The sequence below is a fragment of the Streptomyces odontomachi genome, assembly GCF_024435355.1.
Lineage (GTDB): Bacteria > Actinomycetota > Actinomycetes > Streptomycetales > Streptomycetaceae > Streptomyces > Streptomyces odontomachi.
The window spans coordinates 40,516-64,594 of record NZ_JAMJWG010000019.1; the positions used below are offsets into that span (position 1 = coordinate 40,516).

Annotated in this window: 18 protein-coding genes and 1 pseudogene; 12 read left to right on the forward strand and 7 right to left on the reverse strand. The window is 73.0% G+C overall.

Features of this window, described 5'->3' with window-relative positions; translation table 11 throughout:
* Positions 1-4: 4 nt before the first annotated feature.
* Both NQO67_RS31825 and NQO67_RS31830 read right to left on the reverse strand, forming a co-directional pair.
* Entirely contained in the window at positions 5-343 is a 339-nt protein-coding gene (locus NQO67_RS31825) for a fic family toxin-antitoxin system, toxin component (protein ID WP_255953931.1), read from the reverse strand.
* 29 nt (positions 344-372) lie between these two features.
* Positions 373-600 (reverse strand): antitoxin, encoded by a 228-nt coding sequence (locus tag NQO67_RS31830; protein ID WP_255953818.1) that lies wholly within the window; start codon positions 598-600, stop codon positions 373-375.
* 256 nt (positions 601-856) lie between these two features.
* On the opposite strand from NQO67_RS31830, the gene NQO67_RS31835 reads away from it, so the two are divergent.
* Positions 857-1,750, forward strand: a complete 894-nt coding sequence (locus NQO67_RS31835; protein ID WP_255953819.1) for a TIGR03621 family F420-dependent LLM class oxidoreductase — start codon at positions 857-859, stop codon at positions 1,748-1,750.
* A gap of 166 nt (positions 1,751-1,916) precedes the next feature.
* Here the strand turns inward: NQO67_RS31835 and NQO67_RS31840 are convergent, their stop codons facing one another.
* Complete coding sequence (locus tag NQO67_RS31840; protein ID WP_255953820.1) at positions 1,917-3,098, reverse strand: pectate lyase family protein; 1,182 nt, start codon at positions 3,096-3,098, stop codon at positions 1,917-1,919.
* A gap of 451 nt (positions 3,099-3,549) precedes the next feature.
* Between NQO67_RS31840 and NQO67_RS31845 the strand changes: the two genes are divergently transcribed.
* Positions 3,550-6,441 (forward strand): AfsR/SARP family transcriptional regulator, encoded by a 2,892-nt coding sequence (locus NQO67_RS31845; protein WP_255953821.1) that lies wholly within the window; start codon positions 3,550-3,552, stop codon positions 6,439-6,441.
* A 67-nt stretch (positions 6,442-6,508) separates the two neighbouring features.
* On the opposite strand, the gene NQO67_RS31850 is transcribed toward NQO67_RS31845, so the two are convergent.
* On the reverse strand, positions 6,509-7,087 hold the full coding sequence (locus NQO67_RS31850; protein ID WP_255953822.1) for a M23 family metallopeptidase: 579 nt from the start codon (positions 7,085-7,087) through the stop codon (positions 6,509-6,511).
* A gap of 153 nt (positions 7,088-7,240) precedes the next feature.
* Between NQO67_RS31850 and NQO67_RS31855 the strand changes: the two genes are divergently transcribed.
* From NQO67_RS31855 to NQO67_RS31865, 3 genes are all read left to right on the forward strand, one after another.
* Positions 7,241-7,666 (forward strand): GNAT family N-acetyltransferase, encoded by a 426-nt coding sequence (locus NQO67_RS31855; protein ID WP_255953823.1) that lies wholly within the window; start codon positions 7,241-7,243, stop codon positions 7,664-7,666.
* Positions 7,667-7,842: 176 nt separating this feature from the next.
* Positions 7,843-9,309, forward strand: a complete 1,467-nt coding sequence (locus NQO67_RS31860; protein WP_255953824.1) for a hemolysin family protein — start codon at positions 7,843-7,845, stop codon at positions 9,307-9,309.
* Positions 9,306-10,319: a hemolysin family protein gene (locus NQO67_RS31865; RefSeq protein ID WP_255953825.1), complete on the forward strand. Its 1,014-nt coding sequence runs from the start codon at positions 9,306-9,308 to the stop codon at positions 10,317-10,319. Before NQO67_RS31860 ends, NQO67_RS31865 begins: the two co-directional genes overlap by 4 nt.
* Positions 10,320-10,540: 221 nt before the next feature.
* Here NQO67_RS31865 and NQO67_RS31870 read toward each other — a convergent pair whose 3' ends face one another.
* Positions 10,541-11,335 carry an SGNH/GDSL hydrolase family protein gene (locus tag NQO67_RS31870; protein WP_255953826.1) on the reverse strand — a complete coding sequence of 265 codons (795 nt, stop codon included), beginning with the start codon at positions 11,333-11,335 and terminating at the stop codon, positions 10,541-10,543.
* 185 nt (positions 11,336-11,520) lie between these two features.
* Between NQO67_RS31870 and purB the strand changes: the two genes are divergently transcribed.
* From purB to NQO67_RS31885, 3 genes and pseudogenes are all read left to right on the forward strand, one after another.
* Positions 11,521-12,963, forward strand: coding sequence for an adenylosuccinate lyase (purB, locus tag NQO67_RS31875; protein WP_255953932.1), 1,443 nt, complete (start codon positions 11,521-11,523; stop codon positions 12,961-12,963).
* Between the two features lie 20 nt (positions 12,964-12,983).
* Positions 12,984-13,514, forward strand: a pseudogene (gene mug, locus NQO67_RS31880) (G/U mismatch-specific DNA glycosylase); the annotation flags it as partial.
* 365 nt (positions 13,515-13,879) lie between these two features.
* Positions 13,880-14,653: an alpha/beta fold hydrolase gene (locus tag NQO67_RS31885; RefSeq protein WP_255953827.1), complete on the forward strand. Its 774-nt coding sequence runs from the start codon at positions 13,880-13,882 to the stop codon at positions 14,651-14,653.
* Positions 14,654-14,980: 327 nt separating this feature from the next.
* Here NQO67_RS31885 and NQO67_RS31890 read toward each other — a convergent pair whose 3' ends face one another.
* The gene (locus NQO67_RS31890; RefSeq protein ID WP_255953828.1) at positions 14,981-15,433 is read right to left on the reverse strand and encodes a hypothetical protein; all 453 of its coding nucleotides are present in this window, start codon (positions 15,431-15,433) and stop codon (positions 14,981-14,983) included.
* A 306-nt stretch (positions 15,434-15,739) separates the two neighbouring features.
* Here NQO67_RS31890 and NQO67_RS31895 point away from each other — a divergent pair, with 306 nt between their 5' ends.
* Entirely contained in the window at positions 15,740-16,897 is a 1,158-nt protein-coding gene (locus tag NQO67_RS31895) for an ROK family transcriptional regulator (RefSeq protein WP_255953933.1), read from the forward strand.
* 129 nt (positions 16,898-17,026) lie between these two features.
* Here the strand turns inward: NQO67_RS31895 and NQO67_RS31900 are convergent, their stop codons facing one another.
* On the reverse strand, positions 17,027-17,788 hold the full coding sequence (locus tag NQO67_RS31900; protein ID WP_255953829.1) for a GntR family transcriptional regulator: 762 nt from the start codon (positions 17,786-17,788) through the stop codon (positions 17,027-17,029).
* A gap of 330 nt (positions 17,789-18,118) precedes the next feature.
* Between NQO67_RS31900 and NQO67_RS31905 the strand changes: the two genes are divergently transcribed.
* The 3 genes from NQO67_RS31905 (at position 18,119) to NQO67_RS31915 (ending at position 24,074) form a co-directional block, all read left to right on the forward strand.
* Positions 18,119-19,807, forward strand: a complete 1,689-nt coding sequence (locus NQO67_RS31905; protein ID WP_255953830.1) for an alkaline phosphatase D family protein — start codon at positions 18,119-18,121, stop codon at positions 19,805-19,807.
* Between the two features lie 149 nt (positions 19,808-19,956).
* Complete coding sequence (locus NQO67_RS31910) at positions 19,957-21,462, forward strand: SWIM zinc finger family protein (protein ID WP_255953831.1); 1,506 nt, start codon at positions 19,957-19,959, stop codon at positions 21,460-21,462.
* Between the two features lie 47 nt (positions 21,463-21,509).
* On the forward strand, positions 21,510-24,074 hold the full coding sequence (locus tag NQO67_RS31915; RefSeq protein ID WP_308295721.1) for a DUF7824 domain-containing protein: 2,565 nt from the start codon (positions 21,510-21,512) through the stop codon (positions 24,072-24,074).
* The last annotated feature ends 5 nt before the right edge of the window (positions 24,075-24,079 follow it).

A 24,079-nucleotide genomic window follows, 5' to 3' on the forward strand; every position in this document is an offset into this window, starting at 1 on the left:
TGCCTCACCGGCTCCACTGGCGCAGCTCGTCGGCGATCCGCTGGACGCTCGCCGTGCCGTCCTTCACCAAGCGGGCCAGGTCGCGCACCCGCTCGGGCGAGGTGACGACCTTCAGACCGCTCGCGACGAGGTAGGCGTAGGCGACGGCCGTGGCGAACATCGCGTTGGAACGCTCCAGGGCGGGCACGTGCAACAGGAGCTGGAGCAGTGCCGCGGCCCTGGCGTGCGGGGTGTCGTAGACGGGGACGCCGAATATCTCCGCCTCGTGCCGGCTGACGGCGGCGATGAGCGCGCCCCAGTCGGTGACCTGTGGGTCTCCGGGCATCTTCTGTTCGGCGATCATGAGAAGCCAGGCGAGATCGATCTTCAGGGTCAACGCTGGCCTTCACGCTCCGAGCCGAACTCCTCGGCGAACACGGCACCGTACTGCTTCATGAAGTCGGCGGCGGCCTCCACGAAGGTGTGGCCGACCTCTCCGGCATCCTGTCTGACCAGTTCCTCGATGTAGCGGTTGACGCTCATGCCACGCGCCAGGGCGCGCTCGCGCGCGGCCCGGGCGGTGTCCTCGTCCACCCGAACGTTCAGCTGGGTCTTGGCCATACCCCTGACGCTAGCGCCCTGACGCTAGCGCGGCAAGTCGGCGCACGCCCACCCGGAGCGCACGACCTCGGCGCACCACCCCAGCGCACGCCCCAATCCCCCAGCCGGGGATCCGGGCCGGGCATCTGCCCAGCGCTAATTCTGCGGCGCACGGACACGGCCGAATGGTGTACTCGGGCGCACCACGTGACCGGGCGGTCCCATGCATCGGGCCGTCTCAATGATCCGCAGCAACGGGAACCGCAAGGGGTGCTTCATGGCGGGACAGGCCTTCCGTTTCGGCGTCAACCTCACGACCGTCGCGCATGCCGACGCCTGGCGGTCGACCTGCCGCAGCGCCGAGCGCATGGGATACGACGTGATCCAGGTGCCGGACCACCTGGGTCTGCCGGCGCCGTTCCCCGCACTGGTCGCCGCCGCCGAGGCCACCGAGCGCGCCCGGGTCGGCACCCTGGTGCTGAACGCCGGCTTCTGGAACCCGACCCTGCTGGCCCGCGACGTCGCCACCACCGACGTGCTCACCGGAGGCCGGCTCGAGCTGGGTCTGGGCACCGGCTACGTGGCCGCCGAGCACGAGGCTGCGGGTCTGCCGTACGGGTCGGCGGGCGCCCGCGTGGACCATCTGACGCACACCGTCACCGAGCTCACCCGGCTGCTGGGCTCCTCGGAACACCGCCCGGCACCGGTCCAGCACCCCCGCGTACCGCTGCTGATCGGCGGCAACGGCAACCGCATGCTGGACCTGGCCGCCCGGCACGCGGACATCGTCGCCTTCACGGGTGCCCGCGCGGCACCGGGCAGCAGCACGGGGCAGCTGATCGGGCTCAGCGCCGAGGAGCTGGACTCCCGGGTCGCCGCCTACCGGGGCCTCGCGGCCCCGCACGGCAGAAAGCAGGAGCTGAACCTGCTCGTCCAGACCGTCGCGATCACCGACGACCGCCGCAGCGCGCTGCGCGGCATGCAGCACCGTTTCCCGCACCTCACCGAGGACGAGCTGCTCGAGCTTCCGATCCTGCTGGTGGGCACGGTGCACCAGATCGCCGACCAGCTGCGGGCGCAGCGCGAGCGCTACGGGTTCAGCTACCTCACCGTCCTGGAGCCGGCGATGGCCGCCATGGCGTCGGTGATCGAGGAACTGCGCGGGGAGTGACCGGGTACTGCATTTTCCCGGGGGATGCCCCCCCGGGCCCCCAGCCGGAAAAGCAGGCCAGCCGAGGTGACCGGCGCGGACATCGCGCGGGAGACCTGAGTAATCCCCGGCAGGGGGCGGTGGGCCGGGACCCACCACCCCCTGTTCGTACCGGAGCGAGCGTCGGTTACGGCGTCACGTCGATGACACCGGCGCCGGCGGACGTCGTGGTCTGCGACTTGGCCTGCTCCGGGCTGAGCGCGGTGTAGGAGTACGGCACCGTGTAGTCGGTGGTCGAGGTCAGGTCCGCGCCGGGTGAGTCGTCGAACGTGTTGTTCACCAGGTGCCAGTAGCCCGTCTCGTCACTGCCGTACCACCAGCCGACCGGGCCTTCGATCTGACCGGTCTCGTCGTCGGGGTTCCCGGACCCGGTGCGCAGGAAGTAGTTGCCTTCCACCAGCACCTGCGCGCCCATCCGGCAGTTGACCGCAGAGCCCAGGATGTCCTCGTAGAAGTTGTTCAGCACGTGTACGTGGGAGTACCGGATGAGCGGGAGACGGGAGTTCACGTTCTTGAAGTGGTTGTCCATGTACGTGATGTAGTCCCCCGCCTTGTCCGCGCTGTCGCTGCTGGCGGTGAGCATCGCCTTCCACGAGTCGTGCAGGTAGTTCCAGGAGACGGTGATGTACTTCGACTGGTCCTTGAGGTCGATCAGGCCGTCGTAGTAGTCCTTGTCGACACCCTGGTACTCGTTGTAGAGCTCGTTGTGGTCGATCCAGATGTTGGAGCTCTCGCTCTGGATGCCGATCCCGTCCTTGTCGCCCTGGGCGACGTTGTGGATCGTCAGGTTGCGGATGACGATGTTGTGGGCGCGGGCGATGTTGATCCCGACGCCGCTGAACTCGCCCTGGTCGCCGACGCCGAGGATGGAGACGTTCGCCACGTCCTTGACGTCCATCTTGCTCTCGCTGAAGTCGCTCGCGCTGATGGTCTCGTCGACGTAGATGACCAGGCCCTCGTCCGGGTGGTCCTGCTGGTCCTTGAGCAGCTGGTACATCGCGTCGCCGGGGCTGCCGGCGCCGCTGCTCGCCGTGTAGTCGCTGAGCACGTACTCGTTGACGGTGCCGGCTCCGAAGCCGCCGGTGGTGCCGCCGTTCTGGGCGGCGAAGCCGACGGGTCCGTCGGCCAGCGGCTGCGCTGACCCGGCCACGCCCGACCGGTGCGCCGAGCCGGCGTCCGCCGGCATGGCGCTGCCCGCGCTCGCGGCCGGAGCAAGGACCATCATGCTCCCGGCGACCAGCGCGCCCGCCGCACCGACCACCAGCCCGATACGACGCGTTCGTCCGGCGTTCAGCTTGGAGTGCCTCATGTGGTGACCTCCCAGAGGGGTAGCGGAACGGTTCGCGGGCTGACCGACCACCGGAATCGGCATCCGGCCGTGGTGCGGGCGTACGGGATGCGGAGAACCACCGGCGCGTGGCTCAGCCCTGGCGAAACATGCGCTCGTCCTGCGCATGGGTCCGGGGCCCGTTGCACGAGGTGGGGGGTGAAGGGTGCGGCCCGGCGACCGCTAGTGACACTAAGTCGGAACCTGTGGGCGATAGCGCGGTGTGTGTGGACTAAGGCGTGCTACGGGGCGGCCGTGAGCAGGGCATTTCTGGCTACGAGGGGAGGAGTGCGCCCTTGTCGGGATCGTCTGCGGCGATCCGGCCACCCGGCTGGTCGGGGGCGCGGGTCCAGGTTCACAGGAATCCCTGTTCGAGAGCATCGTGCACCAGTAGCCTGTGCCCGGATTTCATGGACCACCGCGGAGGCGACGGATGGGGGAACCGACCTTCGGAGTGCTGGGGCCGCTCCAGGTGCGGGTGGACGGGGTCCCGGTCCGTATCGGGGGTCCGAAGCCGAGAGCGATCCTCGCCACGCTGTTGTTACAGCCCGGCGGCTTCGTCTCGCTCGACCTGCTGACCGAGGTCCTCTGGCCGGGTGGCGCACCCCGTTCCGCGGTCGCCAACGTCCGTACCTACGTGCGCACGCTCCGCCGCGCGCTGGCGGAGGCGGGGGTCGCCACGGACGGTCTGAGCACCCAACCGTCGGGTTACACGCTCGACGTCGCACCCGACGACATCGACCTGCTGCTGTTCGAACGGCGGCTGGAGCAGGCACGCGCGGAGCGCGACCGCGGCAACGACGCCGCTGCGGTGCGCGGCTACGAAGCGGCCCTCGGCCTGTGGCGCGGCAGCGTGCTCCAGGACGTGCCCGCCAGCGTGGTCTGGGATCCGGCGATCACCAAGGCGGAGGAGGCACGCTCGGTCGCGGTCGACGAATGCCTCGACGTGCGGCTGCGCATGGGCGACTACGCGCCGGTCGTCGCCCAGCTGCGGTCCCGGCTCGCCGAGGACCCGCTGCGGGAGGACCTGTGGCAGATGCTGGTGCGCGCCCTGCACCGCTCCGACCGCACGGTCGAGGCTCGGGCCGCGTACGCCGAGGCCGAGCGGGTGCTCGCCGCCGAACTGGGCATCGAGCCGGGCGCCGCGCTGCGCAGCACCGGCGAGGAGGTCAACGGGTACGCCGGCAGCCGGCGCCGCACGACCCCGTTCGCCGCGGTGTGCCAGCTCCCCATCGACGTACCGGACTTCACCGGTCGCAGCGACGAGATCACCGCCCTCGAGCAGTTGCTCTCGGCGGCCGGCCGGCAGCCCGTCGCGGCGGTCCTCTCGGGTCCGCCGGGTGCCGGGAAGTCCACCCTGGCGGTCCATGTGGCGCATCGGGTACGCGACGCCTTTCCCGACGGACAGCTGTTCGTGGAGCTCGGCGGGATGAGCGAGAAGCCGCGCGATCCGGCCGACGTGCTGGCCGAGATGCTGCGCGGTCTCGGTGTCATCGACAGTGCCATCCCCGGTGAACTGGGCGAACGGGCCGCGCTGTTCCGTTCGCGGCTGGCACAGCGGCGCTTCCTCATCGTCCTCGACGATGCCGCCGGCGGCGCCCAGGTGCGTCCCCTGCTGCCGGGCACCGGAGGCTCGGCGGTGCTCGTCAGCTCGCGCCGCCGGATGCCGGAGCTGCCGGCGCGCCACTTTCCCGTCGACGTCATGAAGCACGACGAGGCGCGCGCCCTGTTCGCGGCGATCGTCGGCCCGGACCGGCTGCGCAGCGAGGCGGCGGACGCCGACCGGGTACTGGCCAGCTGTGGCTCGCTGCCGCTGGCGGTGCGGATCGCCGGCGCCCGGCTGGCGAAGCGGGCCGGGTGGACGATGGGCACGCTGGCCGACTTCCTGCACGACGAGCGGGGGCGGCTCGACCAGCTGCACACCGGCGAGATGGAGGTGCGGGCGAGCACGGAGCTGAGCTACCGGCACCTGCCCGAGCAGACCGCGAGAGCCTTCCGGGCCTTCGGCCTGCTACCGGGCGAGGCGGTGGCCGGCTGGCTCGTGGCGGTGGCGATGGGCCGTTCGGACGGGGCTCACGAGGAACTGGAGACGCTGGCCGACGAGCATCTGGTCGAGGTGATCGGCACCGACGGCCTCGGGCTGCACCGCTACCGCATGCACGACCTGCTGCGTTGCTACGCCCATGAGCGGGTCGAGCGGGATGCCACCGGCACCCGGCTGCGGCACCGCAGGGATGTCGTCGACGCCCTGACGGTGCTCGCCCGCTGCGCGAACTCGGCCATGCCCACACGTTTCCTCGGCGTCCTCGGAAGGCCGGGCCGACCGGCCGGTCCGGCGGCCGCCGTCGCACCGGCGGTGCGTGCCCGGCCCGTGGAGTGGTTCGAGACGGAACGCCGTGTCCTGGTCGCCACCGTGGAGGGAGCGGTACGCGTCGGCCATGTCTCCCAGGCCGCCGACCTGGCGATCGAGCTGGCCAGCTTCTTCGACATGCGCGGCTACTACGGCGACTGGCTGCGCACCCACCAGCTCGTTCTCGATGCCACGCCGGCGCCGTCCGACGCGCAGGCCGCCGCGCTGCTGCGGAACCTGGGCCAGCTCCACCTCTACCAGGACCGGTATGCCGAGGCGCTCGCCGCGTTCCGGACCTCGCGCACCCTGTTCGCCGGCCTCGGGCAGCTGTCCGGCGAGGCGGTCGCCGCGTTGGGCGCCGGTTCCGTGCACCGCGTGGTGGGCGATCTGGACGCCGCGCTGGAGGCGTTCGTGGCGGCGCTCGACGGATTCGGCCAGAGCGGTGACCGGCACGGCGAAACGGTCGCCCACAACGCCATCGCCTCGGTGTGGCTGGAGCGCCACGACCCCGAGGCGGCCGCGCCGTGGCTCGACAGCGCCCTGGGGCTGTCCCGCGATGTCGGCGACCGGCACCGGGAGGCCCAGGTACGCCGCCGTATCGCCGTCCTGCACGAGTTGCGCGGCGAAGCCCACGCGGCACAGGCCGAACTGGAGCGGGCGCTGGGCATCTTCGACGATCTGGCGGACACCCACTGTGCGGCGTACGTGCAGCAGAGCATCGGGGAGCTGTGCCTGCGCCAGGGCAACGCGGGCCAGGCGTCCGCGCTGCTGGCCGACGCGCTCGCCGTGCAGCAGCAGCTGGGTGACCGCCGGGCCCAGGCGCGGGTGGCGTGCCTGCTGGGCGAGCTGCACCACGCGACCGGCCGCAATCAGACCGCGCGACGCTACTTCGACCGCTCGCTGTCGACGTGGCGCCGGCTGGACGCCGGTGACCAGGCCGAACTCGTGGACGCGAAGCTGCGGTCGCTGCGCTGACCGTGGTGGGGCGCCCCAGCGGGGTGCCGGCCACGGGACGGCCGGCACCCGTCATGCGAAGCGCGGGTCAGCACCCGTTCTTGCTGGTCTGGTAGCGCGCCAGGTAGTCACTCCACGTGACCCCCTGCACGACGGAGACGACCACGGCACCGTCGTGTATCTGCTCGTAGTGCAGGTGCGGCGAGAGGTCGTAGATGGCGGACGTGGCGCCGACCTTCCCGATCAGCTGCCCGGCCTTGACCGTGGCGCCCTTCTTGACGTCACGTTCCTTCAGGTGCGCGTACCGCGTCCGCCAGCCGTTCCCGTGGCCGATCACGATGGTGTTCCCGTAGCCGGTGGTCGTGCTGTAGTACGACGAGAGCACGGTGCCGCCGGCGCTGGCGAGCACCCGCCGGCCCCGGTCGTCCGGGGTGCCGCTGGCGCTGTAGTGGTTCCAGTCGATCGAGTGCGCCGGGCTGTGCCCCTGCCAGTTGCTGCCGCGCCAGCTCTGGCCGCACACGAACGGCATCTTGAACGCCGGCCTGGTCGCCGCGAGCACCTCGGCCGACGAGGCGTCCGAAGAGGCCGCCACGGCGGTGGGGGCCGCCCCGACGATGGCCGCGATGGCGCCCACGGCTGCCATGAGCCGGCGGGTTCGTCTCTGCATGATCTTCCCCTTGTGGTCGGTGACGCGGACGATTCAAGGGGGCGGTCATACAAAGCGGATACAAGTACCGGCGTGCCGGGCCGTCGTGCGGCACCGGACACCCGGTGCGGAATTCGCTCGCCGAGCCGGCCGGCCTTCTGCTCGAATCCCCTCATGAGCGATATCCACATCCGTTGCGCCGGCCTCTCCGACATCGAAAGGGTGTTGGAATTCTGGCGCGAGGCCGCCGAAGGAACGAGCGTCAGCGACGACCATGACGGCGTGGCCCGGCTCGTCGGCACGGACCCCGAAGCACTGCTTCTCGCGGAGCGGGACGGCCTCATCGCGGGATCCGTGATCGCCGGTTTCGACGGCTGGCGGTGCCACCTCTACCGGCTCGCCGTGCACCCCGCGCACCGCCGGCAGGGCATCGGCACCGCGCTGCTGGCCGCCGCGGAGGAACGGTTCGCGCGGCTCGGGGGGCGGCGCATGGACGCGATGGTGCTCCAGGACAACGTCCGCGCCCACGCCGCCTGGCAGGCCACCGGGTACCGGCCCCAGGAGGAATGGCGGCGCTGGGTGAAGCCACTGGCCGGCTGATCCGGCCCGGCTGACGCGGGGGCGGCGGGGTTTCCGAGGCGGGGCGGGTGGACCTCCATCGGCGACCCATCCACCTCTCCGGGCCGTTTCGTACGATTTATTCTGATTCATTCCGCTACGCTGCCGACTGCACGCATTCCCCCGTCCCGGCCCGACGATGGGGCGGAGGTGAACCGGTGACCGAAGTGCTCCTGCTGCTCGTGGCGGTGCTGCTGTCGCTGGCCTGCGGCGGGTTCGTCGCGGCGGAGTTCTCCCTCACCACGGTCGAGCGCAGCGAGGTCGAAGAGGCCGTCGAGCGGGGCGTGCGCGGCGCGCGAGGCGCCCTGAAGGCGGTCCGGAACCTGACGTTCCAGCTGTCCGGGGCGCAGCTGGGGATCACGGTCACCAACCTGGTCGTGGGGATGCTCGCACAGGCCTCGATCGCCACCCTCATCGCCGGCCCCCTGCGGGGCCTGGGCGCCTCGGACGGGACGGCCTCCTCGGTGGCGCTGGTGCTCGGCACCGCGCTGTCGACGGTGTTCCTGATGGTCGTCGGCGAGCTGGTGCCCAAGAACTGGGCGATCTCCGCGCCCCTGGGCGTCGCACGGCGGGTGGCGACGCCGCAACGCTGGTTCAGCACCGCCTTCCACCCGTTCATCGCCCATCTGAACAACACCGCGAACCGCGTGGTGCGCCGGCTCGGCCTGGAGCCCGCCGAGGAGCTGGCCTCGGCGCGCACCCCTCAGGAGCTGGTCGCCCTCGCGGAGCACTCGGTACGGGAGGGTGCGCTGGAGGCGGACACCGCCGAGCTGTTCGTGCGCACCCTGAACCTCGCCGAGCTGAGCGCGGAGAACGTCATGACGCCGCGGGTGCAGGTGATCGCCCTGGCCGCGGAGGCCAGCTGCGAGGACGTCGCCAACGCCACGCGCGCCACCGGCCTGTCCCGCTTCCCGGTCTTCCGCGACAACCTGGACACCGTGGTCGGCGACATCCACATCCGGCAGGTGCTGGCCGTGCCGGCCGACCAGCGGCCGACGCGGTCCGTCACGGAGCTGATGCGCGAGCCGCTGCTGGTCCCCGCGACGCTGACCGTCGACCGGCTGCTGGACCGGCTCTCCGGCCCGCACGCGATGGCCGTCGTCATCGACGAGTACGGCGGCACCGCCGGGGTCGCCACGCTGGAGGACATCGTGGAGGAGGTCGTCGGCCAGGTGCGCGACGAGCACGACCCGCACGAGGCGCCCGACCTGGTACGCACCGGGCGGAGCGGCGCGGGGCGCGCGGTGTACTCGGCGGACGGCGCCATGCGCACCGACCGCCTGAGGCAGCTCGGCCTGCACGCCCCCGAGGGACCCTACGAGACCCTGGCCGGCCTGATCGCAACCGAGCTGGGCCACATCCCCGAGGTGGGCGACCGGGTGGACGTCGCCGGCTGGCGCCTCGACGTGACCGAGGCGACGGGCCACCGCGCGGCCCGCGTCCACCTGCACGCCCCGCTGGGTGGCAGCCACAGCGACCGCGGCCCGCGGCACGGCGTGGGCGACGCCGGAGCGGGCGGCCGGGGCGGTTCTGGCGATCGGCGCGGCACGGGCGACGGCGGCACGGACGGTGCGGGCGGCCGGGGAGGCACGGACGGTGCGGGGGGCGCGGGGGGCGCGCCGTGATCGCTCTCCAGTTGCTGGTCGGACTGGCGACCCTGGTTGCCAACGCCTTCTTCGTCGGTGGCGAGTTCTCGCTGGTCTCGGTCCGCCGCAGCCAGATCGAGCCCAGGGCCCAGCAGGGCGACCGACGGGCCCGCAGCGTGCTGTGGGGGCTGGAGAACCTCTCGGGGCTGATGGCGGCGGCCCAGCTCGGCATCACCCTGTGCACCCTGGTGCTGGGCATCGTCGCCGAGCCCGCCATCGCGCACCTCGTCGCCCCGGTCTTCGACGACACCGGCGTGCCGCACGGCCTGATCCATCCGGTCTCGTTCGTGATCGCGCTGGTCGCGGCGACCTATCTGCACATGCTGCTGGGCGAGATGGTGCCGAAGAACGTGGCGCTCGCCGAGCCGGTGCGCAGCGCCCTGCTGCTGGGACCTCCCCTGGTCGCCCTGACCCGCGGAATGCGACCGGTGATCCTCACCGTGAACGCGTTCGCGAACCTGCTGTTGAGACTGCTGCGTGTGGAGGTGCGCGGCGAGGTGGCCGCCGCCTTCTCCGAGGGCGGCCTGGCCCGGCTCGTCAAGGACTCCGGGAACGCCGGCCTGCTCGACGACCGTGCGCAGGAACGGCTCCACGACGCCCTGGAGCTGGGCCACCGCACGGTGCGGGACGTGTCGCTGCCGCTGGGGCAGGTGGTCTACGCGCGGGTCGGCATCACCCCCGAGGAGCTGGAGCGGCTGTCCGCCGAGTCGGGCTTCTCACGCTTCCCGGTGGTCGACCGCGGCCGCCACATCGTCGGCTACCTGCATGTGAAGGACGCCCTGGACGCACTGCCGCGCAACGTACCGTTCCGCACGGAGGAGATGCGTGCCATCGCCCAGGTGCGGGAGATCACCCCTCTGGACGACGTGCTGACGGCGATGCGGCGCACCCGCACGCACCTGGCGGCGGTACTCGGCGCGGACGGCAGGCTGGCCGGTCTGGTCACGATGGAGGACGTGCTCAGGGAGCTGTTCGGGCAGCGGGGGTGACGGCGGCCACGGGCCGCCCTAGGTCCTGTCGTCAAACTCCCGTTGTTGCCCGAAGGGCGGCCCGGCGGCGTCAGGTGCGTGTTCTGGGGGTCCCCCCTGCTCGAAGAGCTTGGGGGAGTGCCGGGCGCGAGTCCGCGTACTGGATGTACGTGGGCTTGTGCCCGGTGCGGCGAGAGGGCGTGCATGGCGTCGCCGGGCAGACGGGAGTTTGACGACAGGGCCTAGTCCACGTCCTCGAACGCCAGCAACTGTGGTCGCTTGGGTGGCCGGCCGTCGCCCGAGGAGCGCCCGGTGAGCCGCCGTCCCACCCACGGGAGCAGGTGCCGCTGGGCGAAGCGCAGGTCAGCGGCGCGGCGCGCCATCCACCGAGGCGGCACCGCGACCGGCAGCTGTGCCCGCCAGTCGTGCTGCGGCTCGTTCCCGAGCGCCTCCCACACCGCCTCGGCGACCCGCCGGTGTCCCTCGGCCGTGAGGTGCAGCCGGTCGTCGTCCCACAGCCGCGGGTCGGCCAGCACCGGAGCGCCGTAGAGGTCGACGACCATTGCGCCGTGCCGCGTGGCGAGATCGTCGATGCGGGTGAACAGGGTCTCCATCCGGGGCCTGACGCGTTCCAGCACGGGGCCCTGCCGGCCGGGGCTGCGCATCAGCACCAGTTGCCGGCACGACGGCGCGAGCCGCTCCACCGCCTCCTCCAGCAGGGCGCACACCCGACCCAGGTCGCAGCGTGGCCGCAACGCATCGTTGAGCCCGCCGACCAGGGTGATCACGTCGGCCTGCATCGCGGCGGCCACCGGCACCTGCTCGCTGACGATCTGGCCGATCAGCTTGCCGCGCACCGCGAGATTGGCGTAGCGGAAGCCCGGTGTGCCGGCCGCCATGCGTGCGGCGAGGAGATCGGCCCAGCCCCGGTAGGTACCGTCGGGCAGCAGGTCCGACATGCCTTCGGTGAAGCTGTCGCCGACGGCGACGAGACTCGTGTGACCGGTAGGTGCGGGCTGTGCGGCATTCGTGTGCATGGCGGCGCGATCGTATCGCGCCACCTGGCAGGCACCGTCGTACGGCCCCACGCGCCGGTGCCGGCGGGCCGGTTCGACCGCGGACCGGCCGGGCCCACGGGCGGCGCGCGCAGGGGCACGGCGTCGGTTCCCGAGGACGGGAAGTAGAATTCCTGCACGTGACTGCTGCGTCTTCCGTGCCGCCCGTGCCCTCCGCCCCCGCCAAGCCCCGCATCCCGAACGTGCTGGCCGGCCGCTATGCCTCGGCCGACCTCGCCGCCCTCTGGTCGCCCGAGGAGAAGGTGCGCCTGGAGCGCCGGCTGTGGCTGGCCGTGCTGCACGCCCAGCGCGACCTCGGCATCGACGTTCCGGACGCGGCCATCGAGGCCTACGAGCGCGTGCTGGACCAGGTGGACCTCGCCTCGATCGCCGAGCGGGAGCGCGTCACACGACACGACGTGAAGGCGCGCATCGAGGAGTTCAACGCCCTGGCGGGCCACGAGCACGTGCACAAGGGCATGACCTCCCGGGACCTGACCGAGAACGTGGAGCAGCTACAGATCCGCCGCTCCCTGGAGCTCGTGCGGGACCGCACCGTGGCGGTGCTGGCGCGGCTCGGCCGGCTCGCGGGCGAGTACGGCGAGCTGGTCATGGCGGGCCGTTCGCACAATGTCGCCGCCCAGGCCACCACCCTCGGCAAGCGCTTCGCGACCGCAGCCGACGAGCTGCTGGTGGCCCACGCCCGCGTCGAGGAGCTGCTGGGGCATTACCCGCTGCGCGGGATCAAGGGCCCGGTCGGCACGGCGCAGGACATGCTGGACCTGCTCGGCGGTGATGCCGCGAAGCTCGCCGAGCTGGAGCAGCGCATCGCCGCCCACCTGGGCTTCGCGCACGCCTTCAGCTCCGTCGGGCAGGTGTATCCGCGCTCGCTGGACTACGAGGTGACGACGGCCCTCGTCCAGCTGGCCGCGGCACCCTCCTCGCTGGCGAAGACGATCCGGCTGATGGCGGGCCAGGAGCTGGTCACGGAGGGCTTCAAGCCCGGCCAGGTGGGCTCGTCGGCGATGCCGCACAAGATGAACACCCGCTCCTGCGAGCGGGTGAACGGGCTGATGGTCGTGTTGCGCGGCTATGCGTCGATGACGGGCGAGCTGGCCGGCGACCAGTGGAACGAGGGCGATGTGTCCTGTTCCGTGGTGCGCCGCGTGGCGCTGCCGGACGCCTTCTTCGCGCTGGACGGGCTGCTGGAGACGTTCCTGACGGTGCTCGACGAGTTCGGCGCCTTCCCCGCCGTCGTCGCCCGTGAGCTGGACCGCTACCTGCCGTTCCTGGCGACGACCAAGGTGCTCATGGCGGCGGTGCGCACCGGCGTGGGCCGCGAGACGGCACACGAGGCGATCAAGGAACACGCCGTCGCCACGGCCCTGGCCATGCGCGAGCAGGGCGCCGAGCGCAATGACCTGCTGGACAAGCTCGCCGCCGACGACCGCATTCCGCTGGACCGGGCCCGCCTGGACGCCCTGATGGCTGACCGGCTGTCCTTCACGGGCGCCGCGGCCGACCAGGTGGGCACGGTCGTGGCCCGTGTCGAGGAGCTGGTCAAGCAGCATCCGCAGGCCGCCGGGTACACCCCGGGCGCCATCCTCTGACCCCGCAAGGCAGGTCGCTCATGCCACGCTTCACGCGCGCCGAGCTGGAGGCCGCACGGGACCGTCTGGTGCCCGATGTCGTCGCGGCGGGACTCAAGGTGCTGTTCTGCGGGATCAACCCGGGCCTGATGACGGCGGCGACCGGGCACCACTTCGGGCGCCCCGGCAACCGCTTCTGGCCGGTACTGCACCTGTCCGGGTTCACGCCCCGCCAGTTCCACCCCTCGGAGCAGGACCAGCTGCTCGCCCACGGCCTCGGCGTCACCAACGTGGTGGCCCGTGCCACGGCACGCGCCGACGAGCTCACCGACGAGGAGTACCGCGAGGGCGGCCGCGTCCTCGCCGAGAAGGTGACGCGGCTGCGCCCCGCCTGGCTCGCCGTGGCCGGGGTGACCGCCTACCGCACCGCGTTCGGCGACCGGCGCGCCGCCATCGGCCCGCAGTCGGCGACGATCGGCGACACCCGCATCTGGGTGCTGCCGAACCCGAGCGGGCTCAACGCCCACTGGACGGCAGCGACCATGGCCGAGGAGTTCGCCCGGCTGAGGTCGGTCGTGGAGGGCCAGGCGCAACCCTGGGAGGGTCAGGAACCGGTGATCAGCTCACCCGCCGCGCCCACCCTGCCCGGACAGGCCGGACAGGGTGAACAGGCCGAACAGGGTGAACCGGTCGGACAGGTCGGACAGGTCGCAGGAAGGTCCTCCGGGGGAGCATGAGTCCGGGGCTCGAACCCCGCGTCCCGCCCCTGTCTTCCCGACCGGCCGCGTGCGTGCCGCGCACCTTGCGCCGCCGCACACCGATGAGTTCCGCGGTGCCGGACGGTCTACCGGGGAACGGGACGGTCCGGGCCGTGCCGCCGGTCCGGCGGCGCACGCCCGGGCGGCCCGTCGGACCGGTGACAAGGGAGCTTCCACCCATGAAGAAGGCAGTATCCAGGGACGGCACGGCCATCGCCTTCGAGCGTTTCGGCGACGGGCCGCCGCTCGTCCTGGTCAACGGCGCCAACTGCACGCGCGGGACGGACGTACCGCTCGCGACCGGGCTCGCCGCAGACCACACCGTGTACGTCTATGACCGCCGTGGCCGCGGGGACAGCGGTGACACCGCTCCGTACGCCGTCGACCGCGAGATGGAGGATCTGGCGGCCGTGATCGAGGTGGCGGGCGGCACGGCCGGGGTCTACGGCATCTCCTCCGGCGGTGCGCTGGTACTCCAGGCCGCTGCGAGCGGCCTGCCGATCAGTCGTGTCGCGGTGTACGAAGTGCCGTACTCGACCGATCCGGCGGAGCGCACGGCGGCCGACGAGTACAGCGCGGAGCTGAGCCGGCGGCTGGCCGGCGATGACCGCGGCGGGGCGGCGGAGCTGTTCCTGCGCCGGGTGGGCATGCCGCCCGAGGCGATCGCAGGCATGCGCCAGGCTCCCTTCTGGAAGGACCTGGAGTCGATCGCCCCGACCCTCGCCTACGACGACGCCGTCATGGCCGGCGGGCAGGTCCCCACCGACCGGCTGGCGCAGATCTCGGTACCGGTACTGGTGGTGTGCGGCGGAGCGGGTCCCGAGTGGTTCCGTGACACCGGCCGCGCCGTCGCCGCTGCCCTCCCGCACGGCCGCTACGAGACGCTGGACGGCCAGGACCACCGGGTGGACCCGGCCGCGCTGGCCCCGGTGCTCGCCAGGTTCTTCGGCTGACGCCGGCGTCGCCCAGGCCGGTCCAGCCGCCTCGTGCCGGGCCGGCCCTGCCGTGCCTGCCTGCCCCGTGGTGAGCGGCGCTCCTGGCGGTGCGCCCGACGGGTGGCGGGTGGCGGGTGCCGGGTGGCGGGTGCCGGGTGGCGAGTGGCCAAGGCCTTCCGGCACCGCGTAGACGCCGGGCCAGGCCTGGCGGCGCTGCCGCGTACGATCGCGCTCCGGCGCCCGTGGCCGCGCCCCCCGGCGAGGGCCCGTGGCCGCGCCCCCCGGCGAGGGCCCGTGGCCACGCCCCGGGCGAGGGCACTGCGTCTTCGTCGGGTACGGCCGCGTCTACGGCGGGTCGATGTCCGTGACGGTGGCCACCAGGCAGGGGGGCTGTGCCGGGTCGAGGCGGGCGACGCCGAGGGCGACCCAACGCCCGGCTGTGTGCCACAGCTGCACATCGGGCACGCGCGCACTGAGGGAGGCCCACGGCTCCGGTATGTCCTCGCCGTACTCCAGCGTACGGAGCAGGACTCCCCCGAGCCCGATGGTGTCCGGCTCGCCCCAGCGGGCCGTGAGCAGCTCGGTCAGCCCCTCGCGCTCCGCCTCGCACTGCTCGACCACGCTCTCGCGCAGCGCAGGGTCGTCCGCCGCCTCCGGCTCTGCCGGGCTGCCGTCCACGCCGAGCTCGGCCACGTGGTAGCCGGGGCCGCCAAGGCACAGGTCCGATCTGCCGGGCTGCGTCGGGAACTTGCGGGCGCACAGTCGCTCGATCCTGGCGAGGTGCAGGGCCGTACTCATATCTCCAGTAAACCTGCCCGCACTGACAGTTGGCGCAGCGTCAGGAAGGCGCCGCCGCCGGCCCTCCCCCAAGCTCTCCGAGCAGGGGGTGCCCCCAGGGCACGGACCGGGCCGCCGGGCACGCCGTGCGGGGGCGCGCGAGGGCCGCACCTCAACGTATCGCCGTGGACCCGGCACCGTCCGGCCGGCCCCTCCCAGGGCGCCCGCGCCGGCCTCCCGTGCACCCGTGTCCGTCCCGTGCTCGCCGCCCGGCCCTCCCGGCGAGTAACATCCGCCCATTCACGTGCATGGGCTGGGAGGATGGCGTTGGGGCAGCTGACCGGCGGGGATCCCTCTCTGCTGCGACGGATCAACTCGGCCGTGGTGCTGCACGCGCTGCGCGGCACGGACTTCGCCACGCTGACCGAGATCACCCGGGTCACGGGGCTTTCCAGGCCGACGGTGGAAGGCGTCGTGGAGGGCCTGATCGAGGCGGGTCTCGTCGTGGAGGCGCCCGCCGAGGAGGGCGGGACCAGGCGGCAGGGGCGCCCGGCACGGCGCTTCCGGTTCCGTGCGGAGGCCGGGCATCTGCTGGGCCTCGAGATCGGGGCGCACCGCGTGGCCGCCGTGCTGTCCGACCTGGACGGCCGGATCGTCGGGACGGGCGCCAAGGACGTGTGCGAGACCGCCACCGCCGACGAGCGGCTGGAGCGACTGCGGTCGACGGTCGCCGAACTGCTGCGGCGCGCCGGCGTGCCACGCGGCTCGCTGCGGGCCGTGGGGGTGGGCAGCCCCGGCATCGTGGAGGCCGACGGAACGGTGCACCTGGGCACGGCGCTGCCGGGCTGGACCGGCCTGCCCCTGGGCGAGCGACTGCGGCGTTCCTTCCGGTGCCCCGTCCTCGTCGAGAACGACGCCAACACGGCGGCGGTGGCCGAGCACTGGAAGGGCGCGGGAGCCGAGTCCGACGACATGGTGTTCGTCCTGGCGGGGCTGAGCCCCGGGGCGGGGTCGCTGATCGGTGGGCGGCTGCACCGCGGGTTCGGTGGCGCGGCCGGCGAGATCGGCGCACTGCACCTGCTGGGCCGCGAGGTCACCCCGGAGACCCTGCTGTCCACCACGGACGAACCGTTGAACCCGTTGGACGAGCAGGCGGTGGCGGAGGTCTTCCGGCACGCCCGGGAGGGCGACACCCGGGCGCGGGCCGCCGTCGACCGCTTCATCCAGCGCCTGGTGCACGACGTGGCGGCCCTGGTGCTGGCCCTGGATCCGGAGCTGGTCGTGGTGGGCGGCTGGGCAGCGGGCCTCGACGGTGTGCTGGAGCCGCTCCGGGCCGAACTCGCACGCTACTGCCTGCGGCCGCCCAGGGTGGCCCTGTCGATCCTGGGCGAGGCGGCGATAGCGACGGGCGCGCTGCGGCTGGCGCTCGACCATGTCGAGGCGGAGTTGTTCGCGGTGGAGAGCACGGTGACGGCGCGGCAGTAGGGCCTCAGCGCACGCAGCCGCGCCCCGGGGCACCGACCGACGCAACATGGGCGTCGAGCGGCGACCGGGGCGCGGCGTCAGGAGCGGGACGCGGGCCGGGTGCCGGCGCTGCGGGGCGCGACCGGCGGGTCAGGACGCGCGGCTCTCCGGGCCCTCGTGGATCTCGACGTTGCCGGAGTCACCGAAGGTGAGGCGGCAGGTGTCGGCGCGGTACGTGGCCACCGAGACAGCGGCGGCGCGGCCCGCGGCGAAGAACCGCGTCGTGACGACGAGGACGGGGGCGCCGGGGAGGCGGTCCAGTTCCTTCGCGTCGTCGGTGTTGGCCGAGCCGAGTTCGACCGCGCGGTCCTGCCCCTCGAGGGTCAGTCGCTGGAGCTCCCGCAGCACGGCACGCGCGCGCGTGGCGCCGGTCGGGGCGTCTATGGCGGACAGGTCGGGCACCGAGGCGGCGGGGATGTGCAACAGCTCGGCGGCGACGGTCTGACCGTGCGAGACACGGCTGCGGCGCACCGTGTGCACCGGTTCCTCGGCGCCGGTCTCCAGGATGCGGACGACGGCGGCGGACGGCACCCCCAACGTGCTGTCCACGGCCTTCCAGCCGTCGTCACCGGTGCCGGGCCAGGCCTGGCCGGACGCGCCCACGGCGACGCCCACGCGCGGCGGGGCGACGGTCGTGCCGACGCCGCGGCGACGCTGGAGGCGCCCTTCGAGTTCGAGCTGTTCCAGGGCCTGCCGGAGCGTGGCGCGTGCGACGCCGAAGCGGGCGGCGAGATCGCGCTCATTAGGCAGTATCTCCCCGACCGCGAACTCCGAGTCGAGCGCCTCACTGAGCACGGTCCTGAGGTGCCAGTACTTGGGCTCCGGCACCGATTCGAGCTGTGTGGTCCCCACCCTGTCCTCCGCAAACGCCATTGCCTGGCAACGTTTCAGCTTCGTTGTTTATTAAAGGTTCCTGCACTATCTCCTCGACGATAAGGCCACGCATGGTCTTGGTCAAGACCAATCAGGAGGGGCCCCTCCTATGGGGGACCTCAGCGGATCAGGAGACTTGCGTCGCGGCGGGAGCGACGGAGGTGGCGCGGGGGCAGAATGGGCGCGCCGTGCGCCCCGAGCGGGCGCCGGAGTCAGGAGCGGTTGTTCGTCGGGAGTTTGGGCCCGTGTGGTGACGTTCCGTCGGTGTGGCACGGCACGCGGCCCGCACACATCGCTGGAGGCGCATCCATGTCATCCCCCTCGCCGAGGCAGTCCCCGGACCGATCCGACCAGCCCGGTCGGCACGGCTGGCCCAGCGGGCCCCACGGGCCCGGTCGCCGCAGCGTGCTGCGCGGTTCGCTGGCCGCTTCGGCGGCCCTCGCGCTGCCCACGCTGGGCGGCACGGCGCCGGCCTTCGCCCGCTCGGGTCGGCCCTCGATCGGCTGGGGTGTGCAGGCCGGTGACGTGACCGCGGACGCCGGTCTTGTGTGGGTCCGCTCGGACCGGGTGGCGCGGATGATCGTGGAGACGTCGGCGACGGACTCGTTCCGCAACCCCACCCGGTGGCAGGGGCCGCTGCTGGGCGAGGACACCGACTTCACCGGCACGACACGGCTGCACGGTCTGGCGCCCGGGGAACAGATCCACTACCGCGTCGTGCTGGCCGACCCGGACGATCCGCGGCGCACGAGCGAGCCGGTGACGGGCACGTTCCGCACCACGCCGGCGCGCCGGCGCTCGGGCGTGCGCTTCCTGTGGTCGGGCGATATCGCGGGCCAGGGCTGGGGCATCAATCCGGACCTCGGCGGCTACCGCATCTTCGAGGACATGCGGCGGCTCGACCCGGACTTCTTCCTGTGCAGCGGCGACAACGTCTACGCCGACAGCCCGATCCTCCCGACCGTCACCCTGCCGGACGGCCGGGTGTGGCGGAACATCACCACCGAGGAGAAGTCGAACGTCGCCCAGACCCTTGCGGAGTTCCGCGGCGCGTTCCGGTACAACCGCCTCGACCACAACCTGCTGGCGTTCACCGCCCAGGTGCCCACCATCACCCAGTGGGACGACCACGACGTGCACAACAACTGGTCGCCGGGGACGATCCTCGCCGACGACCGGTACACGGAGAAGGACACCGGCGTGCTGTCCCAGCGGTCGCTGCGGGCGTTCAGCGAGTACTTCCCCATCTCCACGCTGCCGCCCGGGGATCCGGACGGCCGGGTGTACCGGGTCGTGCGGCACGGCCCCCTGCTGGACGTTTTCGTCCTGGACATGCGCACCTACCGGAAGGCCAACTCGCCCGATCGGGAGCCCGAGGACACCAACGGCATCCTGGGCGCCGAGCAGCTGGCCTGGTTGAAGCGCGAGCTGAGCAGGTCACGTGCGGTGTGGAAGGTGATCGCCTCCGACATGCCGCTGGGACTCGTGGTCACCGACGGAGCGGTGAACTTCGACGCCGTCGCCCAGGGTGACCCGGGCGCGCCGTTGGGCCGCGAGCTCCAGATCGCCGAACTGCTGCGGCACATCAAGCACGCGCGCATCACCGGCACGCTCTGGCTGACCGCCGACGTGCACTACACGTCGGCACAGCGCTACGACCCCGAGCAGGCGGCGTTCAAGGACTTCGCCCCGTTCTGGGAGTTCGTCTCGGGCCCGCTGGCCGCAGGCGGCTTCCAGGCGGTCAAGCTGGACGGCACGTTCGGCCCCCGGCAGGAGTTCATCAAGGCCCCCGACCGCGGCAACGTCTCCCCGGCCGAGTCGCCGCAGTACTTCGGCGAGGTGGACATCGACGGCTCCTCCGGCGAACTGACCGTGCGGCTTCGCGAGTCGGGCGGCGGGGTGCTGTTCACACAGGTGCTCCAGCCGGGGCGGGGGTCGGACAGTAGCCGGCGCGGGGCGGCGCAGCAGGAGCAGTGGGAAGCGCCGCCCCGCCCGTGAGGGTACGGATGCGCTGGGACGCTGCGGCGTCGACGTCGGCGTGGCGTCGGCGTGACCGGGCGCTCACCGCCGCGCGTGGGGTCCGTTCCGCCACTGGCTCGTTCCCGCAGGTCGGACGGATTGTCAGTGCGGGCCTTTACGGTCTTCCCATGACGCGATCACTACAGACGGTGACCTACGCGCGGCCCTCGGTGCTGGAGGGCCGGGCCGGCGACCGGCTGCTCGGCCTCGAGACGTCCGGTGGTGCGACGCCCATGGGCGCGGTGGACCGTCCGCACTTCTTCGCGGGCTTCCTCACCTCGCCGAGCGTGGCCGCGGCCGGGCTGCTCGCGGTCGCGGACGTGGCCGCCGCCCGCTACCACCAGCGGCTGGACCGCACCGCGCTGGACCCGGTCGTCACGGGCAGCGGCGACCGGCTGCGCTTCGAGTCCTTCTCCGGCTGCTGCGGGGTCCACGCACGCCTGGACATCCTCGCCGCCGGGCTGGACGGCGGCGAGGTGGGCCACGGCACCACCAATGTCGACGTCAACACTCCCCTGCACGACGCCCTGGCACGGATCGGCGCGGGCGATCCCCTGCATCTGCGGGTCGGTCCCGACGAGCTGGCGATGACGTCCCCGGAGGGATCGTCGGTGGAGAAGAAGGTGCCGCTGCCCGACCGGTGGCTGCGCGGGTTCGCCGAGGCGCAGGTGATCGCGGCCGGTTTCGAGCTGCGCGCCGAGCTTTCCGCGACGGAGGCCGTGCGCTTCCTGCGGTCCCTGCCGCGGGCCGGCACGCGCGGCGCGTCACGGGGCGTCCAGTGGGTGCTGCCGGCGGGTCGCGGCCTGCGATTGACCGGTCGGCCCGTGCCCGGGGCGGTCTGCCTGCCGGGCCCCGGGCGGCTGACCGCGCTGCACCGGGTGCTTCGGCATGCCACCGCGCTTCGGGTGTACGGCCCGCCAGGTACCCCCGCCGATCCCACGGCCGCCGCATGGGAGGCCGTTCTGCCCGGTATGCGGCTGACGCTCACGCTCTCGCCGGAGGCCTCGCGGGGCTTCTCGGGCGAGGGCGGTGTGCTGGAAGCGCTCGCCACGGACGAGGTTGCCGGGGATGCAGACCTGCTCGCGGCGCTGCTGGCCTGGGAACCCCGGATCGACATCGCCGATCTCGCCGCTGCCTCCGGGCTGCCGGCCGAGCGGGTCCGAGCGGCCCTGACCCGGCTCGGCACCTCGGGCCGGGTGGGTTACGACGCCGCGGAAGCGGCGTACTTCCACCGCGAGCTGCCCTATGACGCCGAGCGCGCCGAGCAGCACAATCCGCGGCTGCGGGCGGCCCGCTCCCTCGTCGCCGCGGGGGCCGTGTCGCTGGACGGTCCGCTGGCGACGGTGACCGCCGACGACGGGCATGTGCACCGGGTGCGGGAAGCTGCGGGTCGGCTGAGCTGCACCTGCCCGTGGTGGGCGGCGTACCGGGGCGGACGCGGTCCGTGCAAGCACGCGCTGGCCGTGCGCATGGCACGGCGCGGCAGCGGGGGTCCGGCCGGCGCCGTCCGTCCGGCCGGCGCAGGGGCGGCCGAAGCGGAGGCCGGACCGGGAGCGACCGACGCGCGCACCGGGGCTGGAGCAGTGACCGCGGCGGTTGCGGCACGGGCGGGGCGCTTCGGGGGTGCCCGGTGAGTACGCGGGCGTTGCTACGGGCGGTGGAGGCGGGGCGCTTGCCGCAGGTGACGGCGCTGCTCGGTGAGATGACGGACGCGGAGTGCCGGGCCTGTCTGCCCGCGCTGCGGGAGCTGCGCAAGAAGCTGCGTCCGGAGCCCTGGCACCCACGTGCCCTGCGCAGCTACCCGGCCCTGCACGCCGCGGGCGCCGTCTGCCACACCGGAGCCGCCGCGTCGGCCACCTGGCTCACGGGCGCCGACATGCGGTCGCGCCAGGCGCCCACCCGGGCCCTGCTCGACGTGCTGAGCCGACGCCCCCCGACCTGGCTGGGCGAGCTGGCCCACCGGCTCGCGGCGCGGCCGCCCAGCACGCAGGTGGACTACGGCCTGATGGCGGGCCTGATCCGCATGGCAGCCGGTGAACCGCCCACGACCAGGGCGTTCGTGACGGGCTGGGTGCAGCACATGAGTTCGCTGTGGCAGCATCAGGACACCCTGGCGGACCGCTTGCGGCAGGATCCGCACACCCCACGGCTCGTGGCCGCGCTCTTCGTCACGGCGGACGTCGGCGCCAGCCTGGCATGGTGTCCCGCAGAGGGACCGAACAGCTGGGCGGGCAGCATCGCCCGCCTCACCGAAGAGGGCGTCCTCAACCGCCCGGCGATGCTGGACGGCTGTGTCGCCCGGCTGTTGCGCGGGGGGTCCGTCGTCGATCAGCGGGCGTTCCTCCGCCTGCTCAGGACCCTGGCGCCGACCCGTTCCGAAGAGCGTGAGCGGCTGACGGGCTGGGCGGCGCTGGCCGCCGACGGCGTCTCCACCGCCGCCGGCTACGCCCAGTCCGTGCTCGCCCGTCTCGCTCTGGACGGTGAGCTGACGGTCGGGCGGCTGGCCGAGGTGTCGGAGGCCGTGCTGTTCCGGCCGGAGAAGAAGCTGGTACGGGCGCAGTTGGTGCTGCTGGGCAAGGTACTGCGGCGCGAGCCGACCCACGCGCCGACACTGCTCCCCGTCGTGGCAGGCGTCTTCGGACACGAGGACACCGCTGTGCAGGAGCGCGCCCTGAAGCTCGTCACCCGCCACCTGGACACGGCAGGCGATGCCCGGGGCGAGATCGCCTCGGCCGTGGAGCAGTTGAGCCCGGGATTGCGCTCGGGTGCGGCGGGGACGCTGGGTGTCGCGGTGGAGGCGGCGCCCCTCGGGGCGTATGCGGACGTCCTGCCGCCGCCTCCCGAGCTGCGCCGCCTTGCGCCGACGCCGGAGTCCGAGGCGCAGGTCGTGGAGGACGTCTCGGTCCTGCTGGCCTCGCCGGAGGAGGACATGGCGGCGTTCGAGACCGTGCTCGACGGCCTGGTCCGGCGCGCCCGTGCCGACCGGGAGGGACTCGTCGACGCGCTGGCCCCGGTGGTGGCGCGGCGCTGGTGGCGAACCGTCGATCCTCGTCATGTCGCGCCGGACACCCGCTTCCGCGCGCTCTCGGGAGGCATCGACGTGGTGCTCGCCACGCTGTTCGGCGCCGTCCGGACGCAGACCCTGCACGAGGCGCTCCAGCCGCACACCACCGATCACCTGTGCGAGCACGGCGCACTGGCCGGAGTGGTCGACGCTCGCTTGTGGGAGGTGGCGTACCGGATACGCACCGAGCCGCTGCCGTTCCTGCTGGCCACCCCCACCTGGGAGTCGGGCCGGTTGGACGCCGGTGAGCTGGTGACCCGGCTGGCCGCCTACCACCGACTGGGGGTGCGGCCCGGGCCGTGCGACTTCGCGCAGGCGCTGCTTCGGGCGGACCGCACGGATGCGGCAGGTGCCCGGGCCGCGGCCGCCGCCCTCGGCACCGCGGAGGGTGACCGGCTCGCCGCGTGGCTCGCCCTGGACGAGCCGGCGCCGCCGCCGGCGGTGCGGTACACGGAAGAGGGCTGGACCCTGTTGGAGCCGCCGGTGCTGCCGGCGGACCTGACGGGTTTTCCCCGGCCGTTCCAGCCGCTGGCGCAGCCGGTGTCCTCGCGGGCTCGTTGCACGCATTGGGACCCCTCGCCGGCCCCGCACTGGCTGGCCGTCGTGCCCGGGCATCGGGAGCTGGTCGCGGCACGCCTGCTGAGTCACGTCACCCACACCGTGCGCCATGCAGGCGCCGTGCCCGGGTATCTGCCGCGGCTGGCGGAGGCGGAAGGGCCGGCGGGGGACGCCGTGCACCTGTCGCTCGCCTACGGTCTGTGCGCACGGCACGCCGAGTATCGGCTGGCGGCCGTCGACGCGCTCCTGATGCTGGCGGCCCGGGAGCAGCTCGACGCCCGGTTGCTCGGTTCCTCCCTGGGGTCGCTGCTGGACCGGGGGGTGCTCCTGCCGGGTCGGCTCACGGACTCGGCACGTACGGCCGCCGGCACGGGGGCCTGGGCCCTGCTCTGGTCGGTGCTGCGCGAGGCGCTCGCGCCGCTGCTGGCCGGGCGGGCGGCGCCGGGCGCCTCGCCCGTCGCCGGCCTCGGTGCTCTGCTGGCGGTGGCCGCGGAGTGCGCCGAGCGCTCCGGGGCACGCGGCGGCATACCCGAGATAGCCGAGGTCGCGGCTCGCCGTGGCTCGTCACAGCTGGTCACCCAGGCCCGCCGCCTACAGAACGCCCTCACGGGCCGCACGGCCTGACCCGC